This is a genomic window from Marinobacter sp. H13, assembly GCF_059072335.1.
Genome location: NZ_JCACRU010000001.1, coordinates 2,140,286 through 2,161,144 on the forward strand (window position 1 = coordinate 2,140,286; position 20,859 = coordinate 2,161,144).

A 20,859-nucleotide genomic window follows, 5' to 3' on the forward strand; every position below is an offset into this window, starting at 1 on the left:
GTTCAGAAACTCCCCTGCAGCGACAGATACAGACCTTGCTGGTCTTCCAGTGTGGCAACGTCACCCAGGTTGACCAGAGCGCCTGTAATCGCCAGGCGACGGTCCGGAACCCAGGCGACAAACAGATCCCACCAGTCGTCTTCGGTGGCAAAGCTCAGGTTGTCCGGCTTCTGCCGGTATTCGGCACCTATCAGCCACTGACGATTCAGGAAAAGCCCGACGCTGCCCTCCATCATCAGTTCGTGACTGTTGTTACGGTCACCGCCAAATCCCAAAAGCCCGCCCTGGTTGGCCCGGGTTGCCCGCGCGGACAGGTTTACCAGCAGGTTGCGCTCCATCACGGCGGCAAAGAACAGCTTGCTGCCGCTGACATACACATCGGTGCCACTGTCGTCCCGGGCGCCAATCGCCGACGGCACGGTGAAATCCCGCTGGCGCTTGTACTGCAGACCGGCAGACCACTGGCCCCAGGGACTGTACAGCACATCGCCGACGAGCCGGACCTTGGCGCCGAAAATATCCTGGTTCAGTTCGTCCTGTTCCAGGCCGAAGCCGTCTTTAAGGGTAAACACCAGGCTGTCCAGATCCAGGGTCTGCCGGGCCACGGTGAGTTCCAGCCGGTTGTTCCAGTTCAGCCCGGCACCGGTGACCGAGAGCGAGTAATCGTCGACTTCGGCCCGGCTGAGTGCAAGGGTGCCGCCCCACTCCTCATCGCTGGCGTAGCTTCCAAGCAGTGCCCAGGGCACCAGGCCGCCGCCGGCACTGCCCTCGATGGTGGTAACGCCTCCGGTCGCCCAGATCCGGCTGCCAATGTCGGCGCCGGCCACCGGTGCGAACAGGAGCGCCACGGCCATTGTTACCAGGCATCTTGCTGTCATTCTGAATACTCCGGGTTGGTATGGGTCAATTCCTCCCGGCGGTCAGCCAGGGCGCGGGCTGTCTCAGGCAGGTCCTCCGGTGCGACTGGGCGGCTCAGGTAGAAGCCCTGAGCCAGGTTGCAGCCCCAATGTTGCAGAAGGCGCCATGCCTCCAGGTTCTCGATGCCTTCGGCCACGACCTTCAGCCCGAGGCCATGGGCCATATCAATGGTGGAACGCACAATCAGCTGGTCCTGGGGCTCGGTATCCAGCCTGAGCACGAACGACTTGTCGATTTTCAGCTCCTGTACCGGGAGCTTGCGCAACTGGGACAGCGAGGAATAACCGGTACCGAAGTCGTCTACCGACAGGGTCACGCCCAGTTCCCGGAGCCGGTTCAGTGTTGCCATCGCCTCTTCCGGGTCTTCCATCAGGGCGCTTTCGGTGACTTCCAGAGTCACCCGCTCCAGATTGTGGTGCCAGCCCTCGAAGGTGTCGCCAATGTGTTGGATAAGGGCGGGCCACGTCAGGTCCATGGCGGACAGGTTGATGGCGACGCCCGCATCAACACCCTGTTCGTGCCAACGCCGGGCATCGCTGGCGACCCGTTGCAGGATATGGGCTGTCAGATCGTGGATCTGTCCCGACTGTTCGGCAAGAAAGATAAACTCTTCCGGGGAAATAAAGCCCAACTCCGGGTGAATCCAGCGTACCAGGGCTTCCACCTGAACCAGCTCACCGGTCTGGCTGTTCAGTTTTGGCTGATAGTTCATGTGCAACCCGTTGTTCAGGATGGCGGTGTGCAGATCGGTAACCAGTTTCAGTTCCCGGAGATGACTTTCATCCTGTCCGGGCTTGTAGCGCGTGAAGGCTTCGGGGTGGGCCTCCGCCTGCTCGAAGGTGAGATTGAGCCGGCGACGCAGGGCGTCGGTATCCGAGGCATCTTCCGGCAGTTCCATGGTGACGATGGTGACCCTGAGGGAGAAGGGCGTCTGGTCTACCTGCAAGGGAGATTCGATGAGCGCGTGCAGTTGCCGGATTCTGTCACTGCCTTGCTCCGGGGGCAGTGAAGGGATCAGGGCCAGGAATTCGCCGCCACCGGTGCGGGCGAGGATATGGGCGTCCGGGAGTTCCTGCTGCAGGCGCTTGGCAATACCGATCAGGACCTTGTCGCCGAATTCCAGCCCCAGGGTGTCGTTGATATCGGAGAGATCGTTGAGCCGGATCCCCACCAGTGAACCCGTGCCACGGTTCTCAAACAGCTCGGCGGCCTCCTGCATCAGGGCGTTGCGGTTTTTCAGTCCGGTGACGTCATCGTGGGTTGCCGCATAGCGGATCTGGGCTTCCCGCTCCCGAAGGCCAGACAGCATATCCCGCAGGGCGTTGCGGAGCTGGGTCAGTTCGCCGCCGGCCCGGATGGCCGGTGCCTCGGGTGTGGTGCCCTCACCGATAGCCCGCGCGTAGCTTGCCAGCTGCAAAACCGGGCGCCCGAGGTTCCGGGCAATGACCAGCGCCAGCAGAATGGCGAAAATCAGGATGGCGGTCACCAGCAGGGCAATTTCCACCGCTCGCCGGTAGTAATTCTGGAGCGTGGCATCACGGCTGATCAGGAGCACGGCCTGGACGGCGGCGGGGTCTGATTCGCCCAGGTTGATGATCCGGGTGAAATAACCGGCACTTTCAATAAAATTGGCGTTGGCGGATGCGCCTGCAAGCTCCTGTTCCAGCTTGGCATCGATGCTGCTGGTGGCGGCAAAACTGTTCAGGTTGTCGTTCTGGTTCGATCGCGCCCGGAAGATCACCGAGGTGCCACTGAGCCTGGCGATGACCTCTGCCAGGGACTGGTCCATGGCAAAGCCGCTGACCAGCGAGGCCCGAAGCCCCGGGGCCTCTATCGGGATGATGAGAATCTCGTAGCCCCTGCCATCAATGGCCCGCAGTGACCGGGTAAACCCATTACGACGGGTGCTTGTCAGCTGTTCCTGGCTGACGGCAGGAAAAGGGTTTTGCAGGGTCGAGGCCAGGGGCTCTCCCTGACTGTCCAGCAAGAGCGCGAAGTCGGCACCCACCCTGCCGCTGTGGTTTTCCAGGGCACTGTCGATGGTTGCCGGGTCGCGGCTGGCAATGGCCGAGCGAAAGCCGAAATCCTGCACCACAACACTGAGCCGGGACAGTTCCAGATCGGTCCGGCGATCAATGACCTCGTTGGTCAGCCGCTCTCCGATGGCCAGCTGTTCCAGTGCACGGCTTTTTTCATCCTCGAACAGGTACACCATCAGCAGGGCGATGATCACCAGGCTGACCAGCGCCACCAGTGAGATCATCGCCGCAATAAGCCGGCCCCGGAATCCGAGACGAGATACCAGACCCATCAAAGCTCCCGAAAGCGCTGCTGGAGACGGTCCAGCGAGCCTTCTGCGGCAGGCTCGGGCTCAAGATTGAGGGTGACGATTGCGGACTCGCTATCACGTTCGATTTCACGGGTGACCGGGCGGGTATTATCCGGCAGCCGTGGGTGCCAGATCTCAAGTGTCACCGTGCCCTGGCTGCCCTCGCTGGGCAGTGTATCGAGCGACAGGGTGACCTTGCCGGAGGTATCTGTCCGGCCGGTGTCAGCGGTGTCGGTGACCACCACAAAGCCCTGCATGTGGTCGTGAATGTTGCAGCCCAGTTCAACGATGCCTGGCTTGTCGAAAACAATGGGAGCCGCCGGGCGGTCGGCGTAAAGCTCGATGTTGAAGGTTTTTGCCGGCGAGAAGGAATACACGTGATGCTGGGTATTGTCGCGATTCGGGAAATCCACGCTGGAGCCGACTGGCACCACCAGTACATGGGGATGGAAGGCGCGATCCTTCTGATAGATTTCGGCAGAAACCGGTGTTGCCGGACGGGCACTGTCTACGGAAACCACGGCATTGGCCACGGGTTCGGTGTTGCCTTCCAGGGTGACGGTTACGGACAGCTCGTACGCGTTGGCTGTCGATACCATGGCAGAAATCAACAGTCCCGCCAGCACTGCAATCGCTGATACTTTCATTAAACCTCTGAACCTGTCAGGCCAGGCCGGACCCGAGAGAAAATCGAATGTGGTTCCTTACCAGCAGATTTTCCCAGTAATGCCGCATCCAGTCCCAGGCGGCGTTGTTCACCTGCTCGACAAACGGGTCGAGGTTGAGTTCGTAGTAGTCCGGCGTGCCTGCTATCTGCAACACGGTTACGGTGATGGAGTCGTCCAGCTCGTTGGCAAAGGGCTCGCCGATAAGCTGATGAGCCAGAAGATTAGCACGAGTTGCTTCCATATCCACGATTTCGCTGGCCCGGGTACACCGGTTGTTTTCGTACATTTCTTCCATCAACCGATGACAAAGGTAGGCGCGGATCAGTAGGCCATCGAGACCGTCGTAGCGAACCAGGAGCGCTGATGGCTGAGTAAAATACCGGATGGCGGCATTCACAAAGGGCTCAAACAGATCGGCTTTTCCGGCTTCCCGGGCACAGGCTTCAACGCATTCGATGAGCCTTGGTGCCATTTCGATGTACTCAACCACGAACTGGAACAGGCAGGTGGCGGGCTGATACCCCTCAATAGTGACCGCAGACGGGAGCGCGGCAACCTTTTCGTGAAGCTGTCGGAGGAAGGTCCCGGAGCGGGCTTCCTTGCGCCGCGCCTGGTCAATAATCTCAAGGACTACCTGTGGTGTCATTTCAGGAGAAGCCGATGTCTGAACGAATTGAGGTCGCAAGGCGCCTCCCGTTGTTAGCAACTGATAGCAACGAGTTCCCGGGCAGGAGAGGAGGGCTGGCTACCACATCGTGCCTGCCTTTTCAGACAAGTGTAGCCGAGATTTTTGCGACTGCTTTTCCGCTGTGATGAAAATACCCGGCTGTAATGTTACGGATTGAATCTGCGTCACTGGCTCTGGAACCAACGGTCGTTCCTGGTATGGGACCAGCACAGCCATCCCATGCTCAGGGCCCGCGCTACCATCAGAGAGATCAGCGCGAACCAGAGCCCGTGATTGCCCCAGCCCGTGGTCAGCCACCAGACCGGTGCAAACACGGCCAGGGCCGAAAACAGCATGGTGTTCTGCATGTCCCGGGTTCGGGTTGCGCCGATAAAAATCCCATCAAGAAGAAAGCCCCAGACTGCGGCAAAAGGTAGCAGCCAAAGCCAGGGCAGGTAGCGCCAGGCGGTGGCTCTCACTTCCTCGATACCGGTTAGCAGTGCAATGAGCCAATGCCCGCCGGCCACAAAAACAATGGTGAGCAAGAGGGCGCCCCAGAGTGACCATCGCAGGGCACTTCGAAAGACCACCCGGAAGCGCCGCCGGCTGCCTTTGCCGATAGCCTCGCCAATCAGCGCCTCGGCAGCATTGGCAAAACCGTCCAGGGCGTTGGAGATCAACAGAAGAAAGGTGATCAGAACGGCATTGGCAGCGAGGATGGTGTCTCCCTGACGGGCGCCCTGGGCGGTAAAAAATGCCAGCACCAATAACAGCGCGATGGTTCGGACCATGATGTAGCGGTTAACCTGGAGAATCCTCAGGTAATCCTCGAGTTTGCCGAACAGAGCCTTCGTCAGCCCCTGCCCCTCAGGCATTCGCCGTAATACGATCAGGAAACCGATGGCGGCGGCACCGTATTCGGCGATCACAGTGGCAATGGCCACGCCACGGCTGTTCCAGCCAAGCACGGTAACAAAAAGAATATCCAACACGATGTTCAGGCCGTTTGCTGCAATCAGCATGATCATCGGGCCCCGTGGAAACTGGGTGCCGATGAGCCAGCCAACCAGCGTGTACTGGCAGAGAACGGCCGGCGCGCTCCAGATCCGGATTCCGGCGTACTCGGCCGCCAGTTCGGTCACGTTGTCACTGGGATTCATCAGGCTCAGGCCGGTCTGTATCAGAGGCTGGTGAAACAGAATGAGAAGAAGGCCGATCCCGGTTGCCAACAGGATCGAGCGCAGCAGCAATGCCACCTGACTGAAGTTGTCCCGCTTGCCCCATGCCTGAGCGGCCAGGCCGGTCGTGCCCATGCGCATGAAGCCAAAGGTCCAGTACAGGATGCTGAACAGATTGGCACCAACGGCGACGGCGCCAAGATACTCCGGGCTTTCCAGGTGGCCGAGCACGGCCGTATCCACCAGTCCCAGGAGAGGGACGGTGAGGTTGGTGAGCATCAATGGCCAGGCCAGGGCCCAGAGACGTCGGTCGGTTGCCGGCAAGTTAAAAGGCATATGCGTTTTAATTCTTAAAAAATTCTGTTTAGCTTTTTTGGGTTTAGCCGATTTTTTAGTCTTTTTTTGATCTGTGTCTATACTCCAAGCTGAGTATCCGAAAGCAGGCTTCCACTCTGGTTTTGCGGTGTATGCGACGCCGAAAATGCCAGCGGGATAACGCAAAATCCGACAAGAATAACACTCTGTGGAGACACAGTATGCGCGTGCACGCTCAGCGGGCAGGTGCCCTTTTAGGCGGTCTGATGTTCCCCGCCTGGTCCATGGCGGACTGGACACTGAACATGACCCCCGGGGTGACCGGCACCAGTAATGACATTTTCAGCCTTCACATGACCATACTCTGGATCTGCGTCGTCATTGGCGTCGTGGTTTTCGGTGTCATGTTCTGGTCTATTTTTGCCCACCGTAAATCCCAGGGCGCCAAACCGGCGAACTTCCACGAAAACACTCTGGTCGAGATTCTCTGGACCATCATACCTTTTGCGATACTGGTTGTTATGGCGATTCCTGCCACTGCAACTCTGGTGGACATGTATGACACTTCGGAATCGGAAGTGGACATCAAGGTCACCGGCTATCAGTGGAAGTGGCAATACGAATACATTAATGAAGATTTCGGTTACTTCTCGAATTTGTCCACGCCCCGGGATCAGATCGAGAATCGCCAGGCCAAGGGAGAGAACTACCTCCTCGAAGTGGATAACCCGCTGGTAATTCCTGTCGGGAAAAAGGTTCGCTTTTTGTTAACGGCCAACGATGTCATCCATTCCTGGTGGGTTCCGGATTTTGGCGTCAAGAAAGACGCCATCCCGGGCTTTATCAACGAGACCTGGACCCGGGTCGACAAGCCCGGCATCTATCGCGGCCAGTGTACTGAGCTCTGCGGGAAGGATCACGGCTTCATGCCGGTGGTTGTCGAGGCGGTGCCCGAGGAGGAATACAACGCCTGGGTCGCTGAAAAGAAAGAGGCCGCCGAGCGAGAACGCCAGCTGACCCAGAAAGACTGGACCATGGCAGAGTTGATGGAGCGCGGCGAGAAAGCCTATCAGACCGCCTGCGCCGCCTGTCACCAGCCGAACGGTCAGGGCGCGCCACCAGCCTTCCCGTCTCTGGTCGGAACCCAGGTCGTTACTGAAGACATGGCAGCCCATATCGACATCGTTGTGAATGGTGTCTCGGGAAGCGCCATGCAGGCCTTCGGCAATCAGCTGAGTGAAGTGGACCTTGCAGCCGTGATTACCTACGAGCGTAATGCCTGGGGTAACAACACCGGCGAAATGGTCACTCCGAAAGAAATATTTGATTACAAGAACCAACAGTAATCATCGCCAGATAACAGATATCACCAGCCACAAAAAATGGCGGTAACGGGGGTTTTCATGAGTGCGGTTGCAGATACCCACGCCCAGGATCATCATCACGGCCCGGCCAAAGGCATAAGCCGTTGGCTGTTGACCACAAACCACAAGGATATCGGGTCCATGTACCTGATATTCAGTTTCACCATGTTCCTGCTCGGCGGGGCCATGGCAATGGTCATCCGGGCGGAGCTTTTCCAGCCGGGGCTGCAGATTGTGCAGCCGGAATTCTTTAACCAGATGACCACCATGCACGGCCTGATTATGGTGTTTGGTGCGGTCATGCCGGCGTTTGTCGGGCTCGCCAACTGGATGCTGCCGCTGATGATCGGGGCGCCGGATATGGCATTGCCACGGATGAATAACTGGAGTTTCTGGCTGCTTCCGTGCGCCTTCCTGATCCTGGTTTCCACCCTGTTCATGGAAGGGGGTGCGCCCAACTTCGGCTGGACCTTCTACGCCCCCCTGTCGACGACCTACGGGCCGCCGAGCACCACCTTCTTTATCTTTGCGGTTCACATAATGGGTGTCTCGTCGATCATGGGTGCGATTAACGTGATCGCCACGATCCTGAATATGCGGGCACCGGGCATGACCCTGATGAAAATGCCCCTGTTTGTCTGGACCTGGTTGATTACCGCGTTCCTGCTGATTGCAGTCATGCCGGTACTGGCCGGCGTCGTCACCATGATGTTGATGGACATCAACTTTGGCACCAGCTTCTTCGATGCTTCCGGCGGCGGTGATCCGGTGCTGTTCCAGCACGTGTTCTGGTTCTTCGGGCATCCCGAGGTTTACATCATGATCCTGCCGGCCTTCGGGGCGGTCTCACACATCATTCCGGCGTTCTCCCGCAAACCGCTGTTTGGCTATGCCTCCATGGTCTACGCAGTCGGTGCCATTGCTCTGCTCTCGTTTGTGGTCTGGGCGCACCACATGTTTACGGTGGGTATTCCCATCGTCGGCCAGCTGTTCTTCATGTACGCCACCATGCTCATCGCAGTGCCCACCGGGGTGAAGGTTTTCAACTGGGTGGCCACGATGTTCAGGGGCTCATTGACCTTTGAGGCGCCGATGCTGTTCTCAGTTGCCTTCGTCATCCTGTTTACCATCGGCGGTTTCTCCGGCCTTATGCTGGCTATTGCGCCGGCAGATTTTCAGTACCACGACACCTACTTCGTAGTCGCCCACTTCCACTACGTGCTGGTACCGGGTGCGATCTTCGGTATCTTTGCCTCCGCCTACTTCTGGCTGCCCAAGTGGACCGGGCACATGTATGACGAAACCCTGGCCAAGACCCATTTCTGGCTGTCTTTTGTTGGCATGAACCTGGCGTTCTTCCCGATGCACTTCCTGGGACTGGCAGGCATGCCACGACGGATTCCGGATTACGCGCTGCAGTTCGCCGATTTCAACATGGTTTCCAGTGTCGGTGCATTCATGTTCGGTGCCACACAGCTGTTGTTCCTGTTTATCGTGGTCAAGTGCATCAGGGGTGGCAAAGAGGCTCCGGCCAAGCCCTGGGATGGTGCTGAAGGTCTCGAATGGACTGTGCCCTCACCGGCGCCATACCACACCTTCGCAACGCCGCCGGTAGTGAAGTAGGGGGCACTGGCTATGGCAGAACAACAGGCAAATAGCGCCGGAGCCCCCAAGGGCAATGCTCGAGTGGTGGGCTGGTGCATGGTCAGCGTGGTCGGCATGTTTGCCTTTGGATTTGCCATGGTGCCTCTGTACGACGTGTTCTGCGAAATTACCGGGATTAACGGAAAGACCGGGGGGCGGTACGAATCCACCGAGGTGGCAGAAGCAGACGTGACCCGAACGGTCAAGGTTCAGTTTCTCGCCTCCAACGGACCGGGGATGACCTGGAAATTCCGCCCGGTTGTGCGGTCGGTGGATGTTCACCCCGGTGAGCCGACTACTGTGAATTTCTATGCCGAAAACCCGACAAGTGAGCCAATGGTAGGCCAGGCGGTCCCTAGCCTCGCGCCTTCAGAGGGGACGCTGTATTTTCATAAGACCGAGTGCTTCTGCTTTAACCAACAGCCTCTTGAAGCGGGTGAAAGTACCGAAATGCCTCTGATCTTTATCGTCGACAAGGACTTGCCGGCGCATATCACCAAACTAACTCTGTCTTACACGCTCTACGATCAGGGTAAACAGGTGTCGGCAGCACAAAACTCCCGGAAAGAAACAACAACAAACGACAACGGATAAGCCATCGGAGACTGTCATGGCGGATAACCAGACCTATTACGTTCCGGAACAGAGCAAGTGGCCGATCGTCGCCACGATTGGCCTTGGGGTAACTCTTTACGGGGTGGCCTCAATCATGGTGAATGGCAAACAGGGGGACAGCACAACCGGTGCCTGGATAATGTTCTGGATCGGCGCTCTGATTATGGCCTACATGCTGTTCGGGTGGTTTGGAGCCGTCATCAAAGAGAGTCGGGCGGGACTCTACAGTGATCAGATGGACCGCTCGTTCCGCTGGGGGATGAGTTGGTTCATTTTCTCAGAGGTGATGTTTTTCGCCGCGTTTTTCGGTGCGTTGTTCTACATCAGGGTGTTTGCGGTGCCCTGGCTTGGTGGCGAGGGTGACCGAGGTTCCTCGAACATGTTGTGGGAGGGCTTTCAGTCGACCTGGCCTCTTATCAACAATCCCAGCCCGGAAGCTTATCCCGGCCCCAAGGAGGTTATCAGCGCCTGGGGCCTGCCTTTGATGAACACGATCTTGCTGGTGACGTCTTCATTTACGGTAACCGTGGCGCACCATGCATTGAAGGCAGGTAATCGGGCGAAGACCAAACTTTGGCTGGCTGCAACCATCGCTCTGGCCGTGGTCTTCATGTTTGTTCAGGGCTATGAATACCTCCATGCCTACCGTGACCTCGACCTGACCCTGCAATCCGGCATCTACGGCAGTACGTTCTTTATGCTGACTGGCTTCCACGGTGCCCATGTGATGCTTGGCACATTGATGCTGGCCATTATGCTGGTGCGAATCAACAAGGGCCACTTCACTGCGGAAAACCATTTTGGTTTCGAGGCAACCGCATGGTATTGGCATTTTGTCGACGTGGTCTGGCTGGGATTGTTCGTGTTCGTTTACATCATTTGATCTGCGTAGTCAGGGAGTCGGATTAAGAGTCAGGCTCCCGTTCCACAGAGCAATCAGTACCACAGCCAGGAGCAGTATGCTAAGCGTCACCCGGACGGCCAGAGAGTTAACAACCCGATTGGTCTTGCCGCCGTCTTTAATGAGAAAAAACAGGCCACTGAAAAGGCTTACAACCACAGAAAGCATCAGGAAAACAATAACTGCTTTGAGCATGGGACTTCCTGTTTTTATTGGTTTGATGGATGTACGGTTCGCAAACGGTTCCGGACTCGCTGAGGTCACTATAGCAGAGCATGTCTGATTCGCAGGGCAAACACCGCCGATGGCAGTTTGACTGGCGGCTGCTGGTGTTCAGTGGGGTCTTACTGCCGATACTTATTGGCCTCGGTGTCTGGCAGCTGAATCGGGCGGAAGAAAAGCAGCTTCTGCTGAACCAGTGGCAGCAGGAAGCGGAAAACCGGGCCTGGCAGGACATGGAGTCCGGTGATCTGACCCGTGGTCGGCCTCTGACACTGACCGGGATGTACGGAAGCCGAAACTGGCTGCTGGATAACCGGACCCGTGATGGCATCCCGGGTTATGAAGTCCTGACAGAGTTTCGTCCTCTGGAAGGGCCGCCGGTTGTGGTTAATCGCGGTTGGGTCCAGGCGCCGCGAACCCGGGATCAGCTCCCGCAGCTGGAAACGCCGGAAGGGATTTTTACCCTGGAAGGTCGACTCAGTGACTATCCGGTGCCGCCGGTGCTGGTGGATCAGCCAGAGGCAGGCGGTCCGTGGCCCTGGCGGGTACAGAGTCTGTCCGGAGAGGCCGCACGAAAGGAGATTCCGGATCTTCCCGACAAAATAGTAAGGCTTTCCGGCAATCGCCAGCCGGGCGCTTACCGGGCGGATTGGGAACCGGACCTGATGGGGCCACAAACCCATTACGGATATGCCACGCAATGGTTTGCGCTGGCCGTGGCGCTGACTATATTGACTATAGTGGCGAGTTACCGAAAGACAGGAGCCAATAATGACAATGACAATGGCTAACCGGATATCCGACCAGGAACACAACGAAGGGCCAACCCCGGAACAGGTGCGTCGCGGCCGTCGCACGGCATTCCTCCTGTTTGCGCTGGGTTTTGGCCCGATGATTGTTGCAACCATCATGTTTTATACCGGCTGGCTGAACCCGGCCGGCCACACCAATAACGGCGTTTTGCTCCAGCCAGTGGCCCCGGTTTCAACGCTCAATCTCGAAACGGCTTCCGGTACTCCGCTGGCAGAACGCTTTGGCCCGGAAAAAATCGATCCGGACTGGCTCATGATTGTGGCTGCCGGCCAATGTGGCAGTCAGTGCGAAGAGCTACTCTATCTGGCCAGGCAGGTGAATATCGCCCTTGGCAAGAACGCCAACCGGGTCTCCCGGGCTGCCGCACTGGGTAGTGTGCCCTCCGATCTGCAGGCGCGTTGGTCCTCCGAATACAGCTCCATGGAGCGCCTTGTGCCTGCGGCGGGTGCCCGGCCGGACTGGCCAGCCGGTATCAATCCGGAAGCGGAGCCGCGCATCCTGCTGGTTGATCCGTTCGGTAATGTGATGATGCATTACGGTTCCGAGCATACTGGTAAGGATATGCTGGAGGACCTGAAACACCTGCTCAAACTGTCGCAGATCGGTTAATGGCCAGAGCGGAGAGTCAGCCTTGAATCAGTCATCTGTTTCCCCAACTACGGCAGCCCACAAGATGGCAAAGTGGGCAACCTTTGCCGTTTTGCTGGCGATTGTCGTGATCATGCTGGGTGCCTGGACCCGCCTGGTGCACGCAGGGCTGGGGTGTCCTGACTGGCCCGGGTGCTACGGTTTTCTCACGGTGCCCCAGAGCGAATCGAACATTGCCATAGCGAATGCCCGTTTTCCCGATACGCCGGTGGATGTGCAAAAAGGTTGGCCCGAGATGATCCACCGCTACGCCGCAGGCACCCTGGGGCTGGTGGTGTTCGGCCTGGCGGCCTACGCGGTTCGTAACCGGCGCCAGGGTGTTCCGGTAAAGCTGCCTTTGTTTATCGCCGGTTTCATCATTCTTCAGGGCGCTTTCGGCATGTGGACGGTGACCCTGAAACTGTGGCCCCAGGTGGTGGCGCTGCACCTGCTTGGCGGCTTTACCACACTGAGTCTCCTGACGCTGCTGGCCCTCCGGTTGCGACGTCAGGCGAGGCGGACAGGTGATCGGGAGCCCCCGCCATCCAATGCCCTGTCCGGTTTCCGGCCCTGGCTCTATGGCGGGCTGCTGTTAGTGGTGATGCAGATTGCCCTGGGGGCCTGGACAGCGGCCAACTACGCGGCCGTTGCCTGTACCGATCTGCCCACCTGTCAGGGCCAGTGGTGGCCTGAGGGCATGGATTTCCGGCACGGCTTTGACGTGACCCAGCATGTGGGCCCGAACTACCTGGGTGGCCAGCTGACGGCGGATGGCCGGGTGGCCATTCATGTCACTCACAGACTCGGTGCCATGCTGGTGCTGGTCTATTTCGCCGCATTACTGGCGTTGATGTGGCGTCGACGTGGTGATTCCGGCCTGGATAACGCCATCCGGCTGGTGGCGGTCCTGCTGGGTGTTCAGATCCTGTTGGGTCTGGCCAACGTGATTTTCCATATTCCCCTGTCCATCGCCGTGGCCCACAACGCCATGGGCGCAGGTCTGCTGTTGTCAGTCATTCACCTGATCTGGCGGCATCAGCTGTTACTCGAACCACATAGCATCCCGGCAACACACACAACAACAATGAACCAGGAGGTTACGGCATGAGCGAGCAAGTGGAAGCACTGCCGGCCCAGGCAATTGCGAGCGACTCCAGAACAACCATTTCCTGGCGTGACTACCTGGAGCTGACCAAGCCCAGGGTTGTCGCGCTGATGATCCTCACATCGGTTATCGGGATGCTGCTGGCGGCGCCAGGCGTGCCCGGTTGGGGCGTCTTGGTCTGGGGCAATCTGGGTATCGCCCTGCTGGCCGGCGCGGCTGCAGTGGTCAACCATGTGGTAGACCAGAAAATTGACACCGTCATGGCTCGCACCCGCAAGCGCCCGGTGGCCACAGGCAAGATCTCGCCTGTGGATGCGATCCTGTTCGCAACGATACTCGCGTGTGTTGGTATGGCCGTGCTTATGTGGCAGGTGAATCACCTCACTGCCTGGCTGACCCTCGCCTCCCTGGTGGGTTACGCCGGTGTCTATACCCTGTTCCTCAAGCGTGCTACGCCCCAGAACATCACCATCGGTGGTCTTGCCGGAGCCATGCCACCGCTGTTGGGGTGGACCGCTGTGACCGGCCAGGTTGAGGGCCACGCTCTGCTGCTGGTGCTGATCATTTTTGCCTGGACCCCGCCGCATTTCTGGGCTCTGGCTATCCATCGCAAGGAAGAGTACGCCAAGGCGGGCATTCCCATGCTGCCGGTCACTCATGGCAACAAGTTCACCGAGCTGCACATCCTGCTCTACACCCTGATGTTGCTGGCGGTCAGTCTGCTACCTTTTGTCACAGGCATGTCCGGCGGTATCTACCTGGTGGGCGCCCTGGCCCTTGGCCTGCGCTTTCTGCAGTATGCGGTAAGGCTGTTGAAGGGTGACGATCGGCGGGTGGCCCTGAATACCTTCAAGTATTCCATCACTTACCTCATGGCCCTGTTTGTGGTATTGCTTGTGGATCATTTTGTATTCTTCTGAGTCAGACATTGTGCTGACGCAGGCGGGGATGGCTTTCCGAAACACGCTGTAAATACGTCCGTGTACGCCCGGCTACGCCATCCATGGCTCCGCACGGTTTCGGAAAGCCATCCCCGTCTGCTTATCTGATCAACGAAGTGGACCACCCATGAAAAGCTCCAGCTCTATTCGCCTTACCCTGTTCTGCCTTCTGCTAATCGTTGTTCTGATCTTTGGACTGGTTGTTGGACGGCAGGTATTTCTGGTGGGTAACCAGGAACCGATTCCGGCGCCGGAGCTGACGGAGTTCAATACGTATGTCTATGATCAGCCTCGTCAATTGGCAGAGTTCACGCTGACGGATGAGAACGGTGAAACGGTCACGCGGGAGAGTCTGAGGGGTCGCTGGACCATTGCATTCGTGGGCTACACCAATTGCCCGGATATCTGCCCGGCAGCCATGGCCAATTTGCGCCAGACCGACAAGCTGCTGTCCAAGGAATTGCCCCAGCCTGACTATCTGCTGGTCAGCGCTGACCCGGAGCACGATACGCCGGAGAAACTCAAAGCCTACACGGACTTCTTCGGTGAACATTTCCATGGTCTGACCGGAGATCTGGACACCTTGCGGGAACTGGCCAAAAGCCTGAACGCGGTGTTTGTCCATCGTGAGGTGGATGGCGAGCTGCTGGTGGATCACAGCGGCCATTTTGCGCTGCTGAACCCCGACGGCGAACTTGCTGCTGTGATCCAGCCGCCCCATAATCCGCACAACCTGGCCGAGGCCTTTGAGCGGATTTACCAGTGGGCAAAGGCCAATCGTGAACGGGTGAGCTCCTGACGCTTCAGAAACCCGGAATCCGATGCTCCCTATTGATGCCATTCTTCCAGACCTGAAAGCGGCCCTGGAACGCACGACTACCGTACTTCTGCAGGCTCCGCCCGGTGCCGGTAAAACCACCCGTGTGCCTGCCGCCCTTCTGGATGCGCCCTGGCGCGGTGACGGCAAGATCCTGATGCTGGAGCCCCGTCGGCTTGCAGCTCGCTCTGCCGCCCGGTTCATGGCCCGGCAACTCAATGAACAGCCCGGACAGACGGTAGGCTATCGCACAAGGCTGGATACCCGTGTGTCTGCGGCCACCCGGATCGAAGTCGTGACCGAAGGCATCCTGACCCGGCTGATCCAGGCGGATCCGATGCTGGAGGAGTACGCGGCGGTCATCTTTGATGAGTTCCATGAGCGCTCTTTGCAGGCGGATCTGGGCCTGGCCCTGGTGCGGGAATCGCAGCAGGCGTTGCGGGAGGATCTGCGGTTGCTGGTGATGTCCGCAACCCTGGATACCGGGCCGATTGCGCAAGTGCTTGGAGACGTTCCCGTAATAACCAGTGAAGGACGGGCGTTTCCGGTCGATGTTCATTACCGGCCGTTGCCGCGCAGTGGCCGCATGGTGGATCAGGTTACCGCTGTGGTTCGGGAGGCATTGGCTGATCAAAGCGGCTCACTGCTGGTGTTTCTGCCCGGTGTGGGTGAGATACGTCGGGTTGAGCAACAGCTCCGTGCAAACCTGCCGGACCGGGTGATACTTGCTCCACTATACGGCAATCTGAAATCGGAGCAGCAGGACCAGGCAATCTCGCCGGCTCCCGAAGGCCAGCGCAAGGTGGTGTTGGCTACGGCTATTGCCGAAACCAGTCTGACCATTGAAGGGGTTCGGGTTGTTATCGATTGCGGTCAGCAGCGTCGGGCCGTTTTTGATCCCAACAGTGGCATGACCCGCCTGGTCACTGGCCGGGTATCCAGGGCTTCTGCGGAACAGCGTAAAGGCCGGGCCGGCCGGATGGAGCCCGGGGTCTGTTATCGATTGTGGAGCGAATCGGAACAGTTCGGATTGGCCGATTACACGCCGCCCGAAATTCTGGAGGCCGATCTGGCACCCTTGGTGCTGGAATTAGCCCAGTGGGGCGCGCGGGAAGCCGATGCCGTCGCCTGGATTGATAAGCCCCCTGCCGCCCATTGGAGGCAGGCTGTGGCCCTCCTGCGGTGGCTCGATCTGCTCGATTCAGACGGAGCTATTACGGACCACGGCAAAGCGGCCCGGGAGCTGGGTATACACCCGCGACTGGCGCATATGGTGCTGAAAGGCCGTTCTATAGGGCTCGGAGGCGCGGCTGCGGCCGTGGCCGCCTTGCTGGAAGAGCGTGATCTCCTGGGCCCCGGAACTGGTGCGGACATGCACGAGCGGGTTCGGGTGTTCTTCGGGGAACGGCGGGATCGCACGCTGGATGTCGCTCGCCTGAAGGCTGTACGCCAGTCGGCCCGGCGTCTTTCCGGGCCCGGGACGACTGAGGCAACACCGCCCTCGGAGACCGAAATCGGCCGATTGCTTGCCCTGGCCTATCCGGACCGTATTGCCAGGCGGCGATCGGATAAGGCGGCGAGGTATCAGCTCAGTAATGGCAAAGGTGCGGTACTGAGAGAGGATGATCCCCTGGCACGGCACGAGTGGCTGGTGGCGGCCGAGCTGGATGGCCAGGCCCGCGAAGCCACGATTTACCTGGCCGCGCCGGTGGACATTCCGGACCTGGAGCTCGACCTGGCTGACCACATACAGGAGATCGAAGAGGCACTGTGGGACGACAGCCAGGGTAAAATTCTGGCGCGGCGTGCGCGAAAACTGGGTGAACTCGTGCTTCAGGAAAAGCCGCTCGGCCGGGTGGATCCGGAACTGGTCCGGCAGGGGCTGCTCAGCGCGATTCGGAAGAAGGGCCTGGAAAGCCTGCCCTGGAGTGATGGCAGTCGCCAGTGGCGTGCCCGAATGAGGTTGCTCGCCAGAACCTTCCCGGATTCCGGCTGGCCGGACACCGATGACGCGGCGTTACTGGATAGTCTCGAGGTTTGGCTGGGCCCGTTTCTGGTCGGCATGACCCGATGGTCCGATCTGGCCCGGATCGACTTGCTGGCGGCCCTTAACAGCCTGATTGATTACCCGTCCCAGCAGCAGCTTCAGAGTCTGGCGCCAACACATCTGACCATACCGACCGGCCAGCGGGTGAGTCTGGATTACACCGCCGACAATGGCCCGGTGTTGGCGGCCAAGCTCCAGGCGCTGTTTGGCTGGAAAGAAACCCCTGCCGTTGCCGGTGGGCGGGTACCGGTGGTGCTTCATCTGTTGTCCCCCGCGCAACGGCCTCTGGCGGTCACCGCCGATCTGGCCAGTTTCTGGCATAACGCCTACCCCGAGGTGCGCAAGGATATGCGTGGGCGGTATCCCAAGCATCCCTGGCCGGAAGATCCGTTTACCGCCGAGGCTCAGCAGGGCACGAAAAAACGCCCAACTCGCTGATGCGTTTGCTGACCAGCGCGTGTGGCACCCGCTCAAAGTAGATATTCCGTGGCGTTATCCAGTCTCCCGGCGGTGCGTTGAGTTCTTCCGCGGGCATTTCCTCGAGTTCAACCGACCCGGGGTCGGCGTCGCTGTTCCGGAAGCTGTCGGCAAGAACCCAGAGGGGCTTCCCGGCCGCATGGGCCGCCAGAGCCAACAAGTGTGTACCGCTTTTGTTGATAAAATGCCCATTGGAAAGCCAGGTATCGCACCCGGTGATCACCAGGTCAGCCTGGGGCACAAACAGTCCCATCTGCGCATCGGTGATTAGGGTGACGGGTATGGCTAGCTCGTTCAGCGCCCGTGCCAGGGAGTGGCCCTCGAAGCCCGGGCTGCTCTGGGTGCAGATGACAGAGAAGGCCTGGCGCTGTTCCGCCATGTTACGAAACAGCGCCAGCACTGCGGAGCTGGCGCTATGGGTCAGTATCACCGGCGACCCTGGCAGAAGATCGAGGGCGTGCCGGACAATGGTTCCGGTGGCATTTTCCAGCTGGTCTTTGATGTCCATGACGGCCTGCCGTGCGACCTGAACATCACTGGATAGACGCTGCTCGATCATGGCCAGTGCATTGCCAATCGCGATCATGCTAGGGCGTGCCGCCCGGAGTTCTGCCAGTAGCCTCAGAAATGTCTCGCCCTCTGGCTCGACCTCGTCCAGGTAAGATAGCAGTTGATCGAGGGTGTTCAGTGCCAGCTGTGTAGCGCCTGACCGGGAGTCCGCTTTCAGTGCGGCCAGAATAGACTCTGCCCTCGCATCAAGTTCCTGCATTCCGCCCTCCCGTGCTTCTGTGCTGCTTCAAGGGTAGCACCTGTACGGTCTTTTCCTGATGTCCGGACGTGAAAATAGCACTTGCCTGAATGTCAGCCCTGTATAAAATACGCGCAATTCAACCCCGAGTGCGCAGTATCCATGCACCTTGTTTCCTTCGATATTTTCCGAACCCTCGGTTTTCCCGACACCACCGTCCTCAAGCCGGAGCAGTTTCTGCGCCATAAAGAACTGTTGCGGGAAGCGGATTGGGTCCTGTTCCCAGAATACTGGCAGCTGAATGCCCTGGTTCACGGTCTCAAGTGCCGGGTGTTTCCCAGCGAAGCCAGCTACCGCATCGGCCACGACAAGGTGGAGATGACCCGTGCATTCCAGGCAGTGGCCCCGGAGCACACGCCCTGGACCATGATTGAGGCCAACGGCCCGGTGGAACGTGACATGATCTGGGATGCCATGGTGCATCCGTTCGTTGCAAAGCTCCCCAAGGCCAGCATGGGCGAAGGCGTCTGGCTGATTGAATCCCGTGAGGACTGGCGCCGCTACTGCGAGCGCACTGACGTGCTCTACGCCCAGGAATACCTGCCTCTGGACCGGGATGCACGAGTTGTTGTGGTTGGCGATCAGGTGCTGACGGCATACTGGCGAACCCAGGCCGATCAGGGCTTCTACAACAATGTGGCCCAAGGTGGCCGCATCGACAACAGCCCGGTTCCCCCGGCGATGACGGCGCTGGCATTGCGGCTGGCCCGGGATCTGGGTGTTGATCACGCCGGCTTTGATATTGCGCTGGTGGATGGCCATCCTTACGTACTGGAATTCAACCGGTTGTTCGGAAACAAGGGATTGGGCCCGGGCACGGAGCTCCAGGAAGCGATTCTCGGCTATCTACGGGAACAGACTGAACCGGAAGACCCGGACGGGCCTACCGAACCACCGCCAATATGGCCGGTGGCGGTCTAGGAATTCCCGCCAGAATTCATGCCAGTGGCGTTGCCAGTATTGCCCATTACTTATGGGTAGATTTGCTCATATCCGGGCCCTCAAAAAAGCCCGATGATCGCGCTATCTAACGGGTGCTGCAGCGTTGCTGTAGTGCCTTTTTTTATGCCTGTTTGCCCTGTGGAGGGAAACACCACCCATGACCGAAGCCGCTAACGCCAATATCGCCGATTACTACGAAGCCGACACGTTCAAGCGCATCAAGGACTTTGCCGACGGCAAGGAAACTCCGTTTGTGGTGATCGATACCGCAACGATTGACCGTCAGTACGACGAGCTGGTCGAGGGTTTCCCCTACGCCAAGGTTTACTATGCGGTGAAAGCCAACCCGGCCCCGCAGATCCTGACCATGCTGCGCGACAAGGGTGCCTCTTTCGATATCGCGTCGGTGTACGAGCTGGACAAGGTGATGGCCCTGGGTGTTACCGGTGAGCGGATCAGCTATGGCAATACCATCAAGAAGGCGAAGGACATTCGCACCTTCTACGAGAAAGGCGTTCGTATGTTTGCCACCGACTCGGAGGCAGACCTTCGCAACATCGCCAAGGCGGCCCCGGGCTCGAAAGTGTATGTGCGTATCCTGACCGAAGGTACCCTGACGGCAGACTGGCCGCTGTCCCGCAAGTTCGGCTGCCAGACCGACATGGCCATGGACCTGCTGATCCTTGCCCGTGACCTGGGTCTGGTGCCCTACGGCGTGTCGTTTCACGTCGGTTCCCAGCAGCGCGAGATTGGCGCCTGGGATGCGGCCCTGAACAAGGTGAAGGTGATTTTCGAGCGTCTGAAGGAAGAAGACGGTATCGAGCTTAAGATGATCAACATGGGCGGTGGTTTCCCGGCCAACTACATCACTCGCACCAATGAGCTGAAGGTGTACGCCGAGGAGATTGCCCGCTTCCTGCACGAGGACTTTGGTGCGGAGCTGCCGGAGATCATCATCGAGCCGGGCCGATCGCTGATTTCCAACGCCGGTGTTCTGGTGAGCGAGGTGGTGCTGATTTCCCGTAAATCCCGCACCGCCCTGCACCGCTGGGTGTTCACCGATGTGGGCAAGTTTTCGGGCCTGATCGAGACACTGGATGAGGCGATCAAGTTTCCGATCTGGACGGAGAAAGTAGGCGAAGGCGAGGACTGTGTGATTGCCGGGCCGACTTGTGACAGTGCCGATATCATGTACGAGCATCACAAGTATCCGCTGCCTTTGAATCTGGCGATTGGGGATCGGATGTACTGGCTGTCTACGGGTGCTTATACCACGACTTATAGCGCCATTGAGTTTAACGGATTTCCTCCGTTGAAGGACTATTACATCTGACCCTGTTTTAGCTTGGAGTCTGGCCGCGGGGCGAGGATGCTTTTCCTCTGGGAAAAACAACTCGCTTCGCTCAGACATCTTTTTCCCGGCGGAAAAGCATCCTCGCCCCACGGCCGTTCCGGCTGGGT

19 protein-coding genes are annotated in these 20,859 nt (G+C 58.8%); 12 read left to right on the forward strand and 7 right to left on the reverse strand.

Going from position 1 to position 20,859, the window contains the following annotated elements:
* Positions 1-2 precede the first annotated feature (2 nt).
* The 5 genes from AC5JQH_RS09895 to AC5JQH_RS09915 all read right to left on the reverse strand — a co-directional run bounded on the left by AC5JQH_RS09895 (position 3) and on the right by AC5JQH_RS09915 (position 6,096).
* The gene (locus AC5JQH_RS09895) at positions 3-878 is read right to left on the reverse strand and encodes a DUF3034 family protein (protein ID WP_273017635.1); all 876 of its coding nucleotides are present in this window, start codon (positions 876-878) and stop codon (positions 3-5) included.
* Complete coding sequence (locus tag AC5JQH_RS09900; protein ID WP_493805538.1) at positions 875-3,229, reverse strand: putative bifunctional diguanylate cyclase/phosphodiesterase; 2,355 nt, start codon at positions 3,227-3,229, stop codon at positions 875-877. Before AC5JQH_RS09900 ends, AC5JQH_RS09895 begins: the two co-directional genes overlap by 4 nt.
* Entirely contained in the window at positions 3,229-3,894 is a 666-nt protein-coding gene (locus AC5JQH_RS09905; protein ID WP_008176712.1) for a methylamine utilization protein, read from the reverse strand. Before AC5JQH_RS09905 ends, AC5JQH_RS09900 begins: the two co-directional genes overlap by 1 nt.
* 16 nt (positions 3,895-3,910) lie before the next feature.
* A complete protein-coding gene (locus AC5JQH_RS09910) occupies positions 3,911-4,561 on the reverse strand; it encodes a hypothetical protein (RefSeq protein ID WP_008176713.1) in 651 nt (216 codons plus the stop codon).
* Positions 4,562-4,767: 206 nt separating this feature from the next.
* A complete protein-coding gene (locus AC5JQH_RS09915; protein WP_008176715.1) occupies positions 4,768-6,096 on the reverse strand; it encodes an MATE family efflux transporter in 1,329 nt (442 codons plus the stop codon).
* 200 nt (positions 6,097-6,296) lie between these two features.
* Between AC5JQH_RS09915 and coxB the strand changes: the two genes are divergently transcribed.
* Genes coxB through AC5JQH_RS09935 form a run of 4 tightly spaced genes read left to right on the forward strand, consistent with a single transcriptional unit; the run spans position 6,297 to position 10,581 of the window.
* The gene (gene coxB / locus AC5JQH_RS09920; protein WP_008176717.1) at positions 6,297-7,421 is read left to right on the forward strand and encodes a cytochrome c oxidase subunit II; all 1,125 of its coding nucleotides are present in this window, start codon (positions 6,297-6,299) and stop codon (positions 7,419-7,421) included.
* Between the two features lie 57 nt (positions 7,422-7,478).
* Positions 7,479-9,062, forward strand: a complete 1,584-nt coding sequence (gene ctaD / locus AC5JQH_RS09925) for a cytochrome c oxidase subunit I (protein WP_008176720.1) — start codon at positions 7,479-7,481, stop codon at positions 9,060-9,062.
* A 12-nt stretch (positions 9,063-9,074) separates the two neighbouring features.
* A complete protein-coding gene (locus tag AC5JQH_RS09930) occupies positions 9,075-9,677 on the forward strand; it encodes a cytochrome c oxidase assembly protein (protein ID WP_008176722.1) in 603 nt (200 codons plus the stop codon).
* Between the two features lie 16 nt (positions 9,678-9,693).
* Positions 9,694-10,581, forward strand: a complete 888-nt coding sequence (locus tag AC5JQH_RS09935; protein ID WP_273155846.1) for a cytochrome c oxidase subunit 3 — start codon at positions 9,694-9,696, stop codon at positions 10,579-10,581.
* 9 nt (positions 10,582-10,590) lie between these two features.
* Here AC5JQH_RS09935 and AC5JQH_RS09940 read toward each other — a convergent pair whose 3' ends face one another.
* On the reverse strand, positions 10,591-10,794 hold the full coding sequence (locus AC5JQH_RS09940; RefSeq protein ID WP_008176725.1) for a twin transmembrane helix small protein: 204 nt from the start codon (positions 10,792-10,794) through the stop codon (positions 10,591-10,593).
* An 80-nt stretch (positions 10,795-10,874) separates the two neighbouring features.
* On the opposite strand from AC5JQH_RS09940, the gene AC5JQH_RS09945 reads away from it, so the two are divergent.
* The 6 genes from AC5JQH_RS09945 to hrpB all read left to right on the forward strand — a co-directional run bounded on the left by AC5JQH_RS09945 (position 10,875) and on the right by hrpB (position 17,609).
* On the forward strand, positions 10,875-11,612 hold the full coding sequence (locus tag AC5JQH_RS09945) for an SURF1 family protein (RefSeq protein WP_273155843.1): 738 nt from the start codon (positions 10,875-10,877) through the stop codon (positions 11,610-11,612).
* On the forward strand, positions 11,605-12,243 hold the full coding sequence (locus AC5JQH_RS09950; RefSeq protein ID WP_053113474.1) for a redox-active disulfide-containing membrane protein: 639 nt from the start codon (positions 11,605-11,607) through the stop codon (positions 12,241-12,243). Before AC5JQH_RS09945 ends, AC5JQH_RS09950 begins: the two co-directional genes overlap by 8 nt.
* Before the next feature lie 64 nt (positions 12,244-12,307).
* The gene (locus AC5JQH_RS09955; RefSeq protein ID WP_104270385.1) at positions 12,308-13,369 is read left to right on the forward strand and encodes a COX15/CtaA family protein; all 1,062 of its coding nucleotides are present in this window, start codon (positions 12,308-12,310) and stop codon (positions 13,367-13,369) included.
* Entirely contained in the window at positions 13,366-14,286 is a 921-nt protein-coding gene (cyoE, locus tag AC5JQH_RS09960; protein WP_014578909.1) for a heme o synthase, read from the forward strand. The genes AC5JQH_RS09955 and cyoE overlap by 4 nt, the downstream gene beginning before the upstream one ends.
* Before the next feature lie 148 nt (positions 14,287-14,434).
* The gene (locus tag AC5JQH_RS09965; protein WP_008176736.1) at positions 14,435-15,106 is read left to right on the forward strand and encodes an SCO family protein; all 672 of its coding nucleotides are present in this window, start codon (positions 14,435-14,437) and stop codon (positions 15,104-15,106) included.
* A gap of 22 nt (positions 15,107-15,128) precedes the next feature.
* Positions 15,129-17,609: an ATP-dependent helicase HrpB gene (gene hrpB, locus AC5JQH_RS09970; protein ID WP_491713053.1), complete on the forward strand. Its 2,481-nt coding sequence runs from the start codon at positions 15,129-15,131 to the stop codon at positions 17,607-17,609.
* Here hrpB and AC5JQH_RS09975 read toward each other — a convergent pair.
* Complete coding sequence (locus AC5JQH_RS09975; RefSeq protein WP_092032218.1) at positions 17,563-18,417, reverse strand: eIF2B alpha/beta/delta subunit family protein; 855 nt, start codon at positions 18,415-18,417, stop codon at positions 17,563-17,565. The genes hrpB and AC5JQH_RS09975 overlap by 47 nt on opposite strands.
* Positions 18,418-18,558: 141 nt before the next feature.
* Here AC5JQH_RS09975 and AC5JQH_RS09980 point away from each other — a divergent pair, with 141 nt between their 5' ends.
* Positions 18,559-19,377 carry an ATP-grasp domain-containing protein gene (locus tag AC5JQH_RS09980; protein WP_459419848.1) on the forward strand — a complete coding sequence of 273 codons (819 nt, stop codon included), beginning with the start codon at positions 18,559-18,561 and terminating at the stop codon, positions 19,375-19,377.
* A 178-nt stretch (positions 19,378-19,555) separates the two neighbouring features.
* On the forward strand, positions 19,556-20,731 hold the full coding sequence (locus tag AC5JQH_RS09985) for a type III PLP-dependent enzyme (protein WP_014578914.1): 1,176 nt from the start codon (positions 19,556-19,558) through the stop codon (positions 20,729-20,731).
* The last annotated feature ends 128 nt before the right edge of the window (positions 20,732-20,859 follow it).